This is a genomic window from Kosmotoga sp., assembly GCF_982836095.1.
Window position 1 is genome coordinate 1 of sequence record NZ_CEYIHJ010000041.1, and the last position, 6,769, is coordinate 6,769.

Below are 6,769 nucleotides of genomic sequence, written 5' to 3' on the forward strand. Positions count from 1 at the left end.
TTTCTAGACTATCTATTTTATCTGCAATGCGCTTTACTTGCTTGAAAAAAGCGTTTATTCCGGCAAGTGAAACCAGTACCACTGCTAACATTCCCCCATAGCCTGAAAATAATAACATCGTCTTTTCCATTAGACTCAAATTCCTGCTTCCAAAAGTTGTTAACACCGGAAAAATTGGAGCCAAAATAAATGAAAACACAAAAAGCTTTCTTTGAACCTTGGCTATATTGAGCAGTTTTTTCTTAATGTTGTTTATGTTTTTCTTCAATTCAATAAGATCGAGTTTTTTATCTTTTTCAAGGCGAGAAACAGCATCATCGATGTCTTTTAAGGGATAAGATCTTTCACGGAAAACAAGGACTCTTTTCCTGAGTTTTTCAGGGAGTAGTTTACCACTACCAACAAAATAAATAACAACTATAGCTATGGGTAACAGTGATAATATGCTATTTTCCTTAAATCTGGCATTTGTAGAAAAAGCAAGAACCATCATAGCAAGGTAATAAACAAAGTATTTATCAATCATGGTTTTTCCGGTAATTTCATCAGCATTCTTTCTGAAGCGGAAACTTTTAAAAAAGATTCTTCCACTTTGCTTACCCAGTCAACAGGTATAACTTTAGTAGAGCTCTTGCCATCTATTTTTATTTCAGCAATAAAATGAGTTATATGGCCCTTTTCATCGAGCAAAACGCTTTTTACTCTTCCAACTTCGTGATCTTCGGCAGAGACAACTATTACCCCTGGCTCTATTGCGTGAGAGTCTTCATCGAGATTGTAACTGACTGAAAGAGGCGGTAAGGGATATATTTCCGGATAGTCCCCAACAGGCCGAAGCCAGTAAAGAGGCTTTACTTCTCCATTGACATTCTTGCCAGAAAGAAAATAGGTTTCTTCAAAATCCTGCAATTCATCTATTTGTGAAGCGTCAATCTTGAGCCTTATCTCATCAGAGGCGGCAAACTGAATAGAATTAATAGGAACAAGTTTTGCCCTCCTGTTGAAGACACCCTTTTCTACAACAATATGGGTAACTTCATTAGTTGAAGGATGAAAAACAACCCTTGTGAGCTTTCCAAGATTTTTGCCATCTTCAGATATGACTTTTGCACCCCATTTCAGCTTGCTTTCCATATCCCCACCTCCTTTTAAGTATAATTATATGTGAGAATTCTCTACATGTGCTCATCTTTTGAGGTTCTGTATTAATTTTACCACTATGTAGTAAAATCTTTCTGTTATGGATGCGATGGAGACAAAAAAACTATTTAAGCTCTTTTCGATTTTTGCAGCTATAAGTGCAATAACAATAGGTGGCGGCTATGCCATGATACCAGTTATAAGAGAGTACGTGGTGAAGAGGTACGCCATAGTTTCAGATGACGAATTTCTCGGAGCAGTGGCGAGGGCCCAGAGTATACCAGGTGCTATTGCGGTGAATCTCTCACTCATTTTGGGGAGTAACATTGCAGGGGTTTCAGGAGCAATAGCAGCATTAATTGGGGTTGCTGTTCCTCCGTTCACAATAATGGTACTTGTAGGTATTCTCTTTGGAAACATTGTGAACATCCCGCTCTTTTCCGGTTTTCTTCGCGGGGTAAGGGCAACTATTACAGCCGTACTGGTTTATTTGTCCTATCAGTTGATTCTAAACAAACTCAAAAGAAAAAAAGTGCTAATTTCGTTGTTTGTTATAACGCTTCTGGTACTGATTCTAAAATTACCTTTGTTTTGGACAGTTTTAGTCACAACAGTCGTTGTTTACATGATACAGGGTGATAAGAATGATTGAGATTTTCTTGACTTTTCTTAAAATCGGCCTTATAGCCTTTGGAGGAGGTTACGGGGCTATTGGCTTGATACAAGACGAAGTTGTGCAGATACATCATTGGTTTACCCAACAAGAGTTTCTGGACTTCCTTTCGATTGCCCAGATGACCCCTGGACCAATAGGATTAAATGCTTCGACTTTCATCGGTTACAAGCTTTATGGATTAACCGGTGCGCTATTAGCAACCGCGGGATTCATACTTCCCAGCATTTTGTGGGTGTATGTACTTTTAAAAACATTGAAACTTGTTACCAGATTTGTTGATGAAAAGCGTCTTATCGAGGCTCTAAAAGGGGCTGCCCTTGTTTTGATACTTGTTGCGACTTACCGGATTGGATCCGCTTCCGTGATTGACCTATCTTCTATGTTTATCTTTATTTGCGCTTTTTTGGCTTTGATTTTCTTAAAAAAACTTTCACCCATATGGATTATTCTTGGAGGGGGAGTGGCTGGTATTCTTCTCGCTGCATTCTGACAGTTTTTTGTTAAAATGAGAGTGAGCGATCAAGTGAAATACAGGGGGATTTAAAATGTCTAAAGTCTGTTATTCATGCAAGAAGCGCTTTCCAAAAGACGAGATGGTCAAGATTGATGGGAAAAATTATTGTCTTGAATGTGCGAGCAAGCTCAGTAAAGAAAATCGTCATGGATTAACGGAAACCGCCATTCCAGATGTTATGGTACTCACTGTGGATACCATTCCGGTCGATATCAAAAGGTACTTTCAGGCAATATCCGCCGAGGCAATTTTGAAGCTGAACATGAAATCCATAAAGATGCCCGTAACCACGAGCGGAATGGCTAACGCACTCTCCTTAACCTATGAACTCGATACATTAAAACTCTCTCTTTTAGAGGATTTGAAGTTTCAGGCCGCAAATTTTGGAGCCAACGCGATAATAGGTTTAAAAACCTCTATGAGTACTGTTGAATCCATGGATAGCGAAAAACTAATATTTATCTCCATGAGTGGAACACCTGTAATACTTTCCGATGTATCTGTTTTAACTTACCATTCGAACAAACCACAAAAAGCAGAGAGTAAATCTTAGAAAATTATTAGAAACTCAACCCTTCTCCTTATTGAGCGTCGAAAGAATGTATGAACTCTAAAAGAGGAGGGATTTATTGTGAGAAAAACATTGGTGGTTTTCATGGTTGTTTTGCTGTCCTTGACCGCTGTTTTAGCCGCTGAAACTTACTCCAAAGATACTTCGAAAGCTGATGTTGCAAAACTGGCGATGTCAGTCAGGATTCTTGAGGTTTTTAGAGCGATCGATCTCAGCAAAGATCAGGCAGCTACGCTGTATGAGGGTCTTATAGATGCGAAAGCAAAAGTTGATGAGTTAAATGGAAACAAAACCGAGCTACTTGAAAAGCTTAGAGAAGCTTTAATTAGCGGTAACGATGAACAGACCAAAAGAATATATGAGGCATTAAAAGAACAGGCAAGTGCTTTTGCCAGAATACGTGATTCTGTTTTAACGCTTTTCAAAGAGAACATAACACTTGCACAAGCAGAAAAGTTCAAGCAGATAATTCAAAAAAATATTGCAGGAAAACTCCAAGAAAGGGGCATAAAACCTGAAGCCTTAAGAGAAAGAGCAAAGCAGTTCAAGGAAAACCCCGAAGAACTCGTGAAAAAGCTCCCGGAGCCAATGAAAGAAAAAATGATGAACATGACCCCTGAAGAAAAGGCAAGGGCTCTCAAAGAATTTAAGGCCAAGGCAATGGACGCCAAGGAAAATATCAAGCAAAAATCAATCGAGATGAAAAAGAGAGCAACCATAATGAAGAAAGAAATAGACAAAAAAATCGGGAGATTAATTTTCTCACCGGTTTTCCTGGATACGCTAAAAGATTACGCTGGCATTGAATAAACGAGAGAATGCACAGCAAGAAATAACGGGCGGGGTAACCCGCCCGTTTTGCTATACTTTATAGGAATGAATCCCAAAATAAGGGGGCATTTTGATGGAAAAAATTCCTTTTGTCATAGGAAAAGAGGGAAATAGGCTTTTTGGAATTATTCAGAAACCTTATGGCGATCAAAAATTTCCCGCAGTGATATTTTCGCATGGATTCACCGGCAATCACCTTGAGCCGCATTTTATCTTTAAAAGAACCGCGGACGCATTGTGTGAGCAAAACATTATGAGTATCAGATTTGACTTCTTTGGTTCTGGAAACAGTGACGGCGCATTTGAAGAAATGACCCTGCAAACGGAGCTGAACGATCTTGAACGCATTTACGATTTTGCCTTGTCTTTACCGTATGTTAGTAAAAGCAGGATAGGCTTTCTTGGCTTCAGTATGGGAGGTACTATAACGGCTATGTTCAGCGGAAAGCACCCGCAGATTCCACGGGCGGTGTGTTTTTGGGCACCCGCTTTGCTGAACAGAGAAATTTTTTCTTTTCAACATACGAAAAGGGAAATGAGTTTCAACGAAAAAGGACTTTTGGATGTTGGGGGACTTTACATCAGTAAAGAGTTTTATGAAAGCGCGGTGCACGAAAATAGCTATGAATCCTTGAAAAATTACAAAGGACCGGTAAGGATCATTCATGGCACTTCCGATGAGGCTGTTCCCATCTTCCATAGCGAGACAATAGCAGCTGAAAGCGGCTATGATCTGGTGGTAATAGAAGGAGCTGAACACACTTTTAATAGACAATGTGATGTGGAAAAACTGCTGAAAAGCACCGTTAGTTTTTTTATTTCCCATCTTTGATAATTAAAATCATCTAAAAACGGGCTAAAAAACATCAATTAGCCCGTTTTTTTTGAACAATATCGCAGTTCAAACGTCTGAGATAATAAAGATATTCAAAATAAAAGAATACAGAAGCAAAGACGAATAAATCCGATTATCGGTTAGTTCTCATCATTTTTTTGGACTACATTGATTTACATTCCATTTTCTTCTTAATATTCTTTGATAATACCTTTTTGAATTTCTTACGTACAAATAGTACAATCTTAGTGTCAAACGAATGAGATATGCTAAAGAACATGAAATTAGAAAAATACTTACTATTACAACGAACGACCTATTATTAGAATTCATTTTTGAGTTATAGACAAAAAATTGGGAAAAAGGGGGTAATGTGAATGTTTACAGTATTAATGGGACCTGGAATGTGGGTATTTCCTGATGACGATGACAAATTAGAAGATTAATGGTTGAAAGTTTATAAATAGGGGCAAAGCCCCTATTTTATTTTGCTAGAAAGGTTTCAATGATCTCTGACCAGATATCCGCAAACTCCGCTTCATTTGGTTGGTGAATACCTTCTTTCAGGCATTTAGAGAAAGTGCTTACTACTTCTTTTTTAGCGAGATTTTCTCCTTGTTCGACGATATATGTGAGAGCTTCTTCTTTGCTCAGAGCTTTCCTGTAAGGCCTATCGGTGGTGAGGGCATCGAAGACATCTGCTACGGCAACGATCTGGGCCAAAAAGGGTATATCAGAGAGTTTGAGGCCAACGGGATAGCCACTCCCGTTCCCTCTCTCATGGTGATAAAGAACCACATTTACAATTTCCTGAGGGAATCGCATTTTTTCAAGCCTTGAAGCGCCGTATTCGGGGTGCATTTTTATTATTTCATATTCTTCAAAACTCAATTTTTCGGGCTTGTTCAATATATGGGTGGGAACCATGGTTTTTCCGTAGTCGTGGAGCATCGCACCAACAGACAGGTAAAAAAGATGAGTCCTCGATAATCCTAACTTTCCCCCCATGCGGTAAGCGATATTTGCCACCCGGAGGGTATGAGAAGCCGTGTAGGGGTCTTTAGAACGGATCTCGATTATCAATTGTGAGAATATATCCACGACACTGCCGAGGAGGTTCCTTATCATGCCCCTGAGATGTGGAGAAACGGTCTTATAAGAACTCAACAACTGAAAGGCCTGTATGATCTTTTTAAGCCCTTCTATGTTGTTCTTTCTTGAGAGCTCAAGGGATGCTTCAAGCACCAAAGCCTCTCCCTGAAGGTAGGAGTTGAACTTGAAATCCTCTACATTTTTCAGTTTTTCCAGGTAATAAGAGGCTTTGGCATAGTTATTGATTTTTGCGTAATAATGCCCCAAAAAGATGAAAGAGCGCCAGTTGCCTATCCAGTCTTCTCTTTTATTATTGAGCACTTCAAGTTCTTCTACTACTTTTTTGCATTCATCATCGTGAGGAGTTTGAAGGTATATTTTGAGTTTGATGGTGTTAAGATAGCCTTTTATAGAAGCAAAGTCAGTTGAAGAAACCTCGTTGAGCAATTCCAGCGCTTTCTCGAAATTCTCCCGACCATAGTAGTAATCGGCAAAATTGATCTTTACGATATCGACCTTTTGGGGGATATCAGCTTCCTGAATGGCCTTGTTATAATATTTAACCGCTTTGTGATCATCACCTGGGAATTGTGCCGAGATCAAGCCAAGGGCATTGTAATAACCGAGTTTGATTTCGTCGGGTATTTCACTTTCTCTGGGAAGCAGTTCGTTGTAGTATTTGATCGCCTCATCTGAAAAACCCAATTCAAAAGCTGTCATCATTTTGTAGTATTTTGCAGGGATTTCAAATTGGGAGGAAACTTTGTGTTTTTTTATAACATCCATTCCAAGGGCAGCTGCCATGTAAGCGTGCATGCCCATGTTTTTCATAGTATAGTATTTAGTAAGCTCAAAAATCCCCTGTAAAGCCTCTTCAGGCTTATAAGAGATGCTAATTTGCTCTGAAACAGGTTGCCTGTCGAAACTTTTTGACACAAAAATATCTAAGGCAATAGCGAAAGGAAAGCATTCCCTGAATTTTTCACGATATAGAAAAATATCCCTCAGCTCGCTTCTTAGGCTAAAAGCGGAAGTGTAATTGATGGCTTTTGCAAGGTGCCTAAGCTTGCGCCGACAATTATTCTGCATCATAATCAACCAGGCATATTC

The 6,769-nt window shown here is 39.2% G+C and carries 8 protein-coding genes; 5 read left to right on the forward strand and 3 right to left on the reverse strand.

Features of this window, described 5'->3' with window-relative positions:
* On the reverse strand, positions 1 to 526 hold a 526-nt coding region (locus tag AC3LHT_RS04260), incomplete at its 3' end, for a hypothetical protein (RefSeq protein WP_488662079.1).
* The gene (locus AC3LHT_RS04265) at positions 523 to 1,134 is read right to left on the reverse strand and encodes a PRC-barrel domain-containing protein (RefSeq protein WP_290644788.1); all 612 of its coding nucleotides are present in this window, start codon (positions 1,132 to 1,134) and stop codon (positions 523 to 525) included. The genes AC3LHT_RS04265 and AC3LHT_RS04260, both read right to left, overlap by 4 nt.
* A gap of 115 nt (positions 1,135 to 1,249) precedes the next feature.
* Here AC3LHT_RS04265 and AC3LHT_RS04270 point away from each other — a divergent pair, with 115 nt between their 5' ends.
* From AC3LHT_RS04270 to AC3LHT_RS04290, 5 genes are all read left to right on the forward strand, one after another.
* Positions 1,250 to 1,792 carry a chromate transporter gene (locus AC3LHT_RS04270; protein WP_290644790.1) on the forward strand — a complete coding sequence of 181 codons (543 nt, stop codon included), beginning with the start codon at positions 1,250 to 1,252 and terminating at the stop codon, positions 1,790 to 1,792.
* On the forward strand, positions 1,785 to 2,306 hold the full coding sequence (locus tag AC3LHT_RS04275; protein ID WP_290644792.1) for a chromate transporter: 522 nt from the start codon (positions 1,785 to 1,787) through the stop codon (positions 2,304 to 2,306). The genes AC3LHT_RS04270 and AC3LHT_RS04275 overlap by 8 nt, the downstream gene beginning before the upstream one ends.
* 55 nt (positions 2,307 to 2,361) lie before the next feature.
* Positions 2,362 to 2,883 (forward strand): LIM domain-containing protein, encoded by a 522-nt coding sequence (locus AC3LHT_RS04280; RefSeq protein WP_290644794.1) that lies wholly within the window; start codon positions 2,362 to 2,364, stop codon positions 2,881 to 2,883.
* A gap of 78 nt (positions 2,884 to 2,961) precedes the next feature.
* Entirely contained in the window at positions 2,962 to 3,711 is a 750-nt protein-coding gene (locus tag AC3LHT_RS04285; RefSeq protein WP_488662080.1) for a hypothetical protein, read from the forward strand.
* A 94-nt stretch (positions 3,712 to 3,805) separates the two neighbouring features.
* On the forward strand, positions 3,806 to 4,564 hold the full coding sequence (locus AC3LHT_RS04290) for an alpha/beta hydrolase family protein (RefSeq protein ID WP_290644798.1): 759 nt from the start codon (positions 3,806 to 3,808) through the stop codon (positions 4,562 to 4,564).
* Between the two features lie 486 nt (positions 4,565 to 5,050).
* On the opposite strand, the gene AC3LHT_RS04295 is transcribed toward AC3LHT_RS04290, so the two are convergent.
* A partial coding sequence (locus AC3LHT_RS04295; protein WP_488662081.1) for an HD domain-containing phosphohydrolase occupies positions 5,051 to 6,769 on the reverse strand: 1,719 nt, incomplete at its 5' end.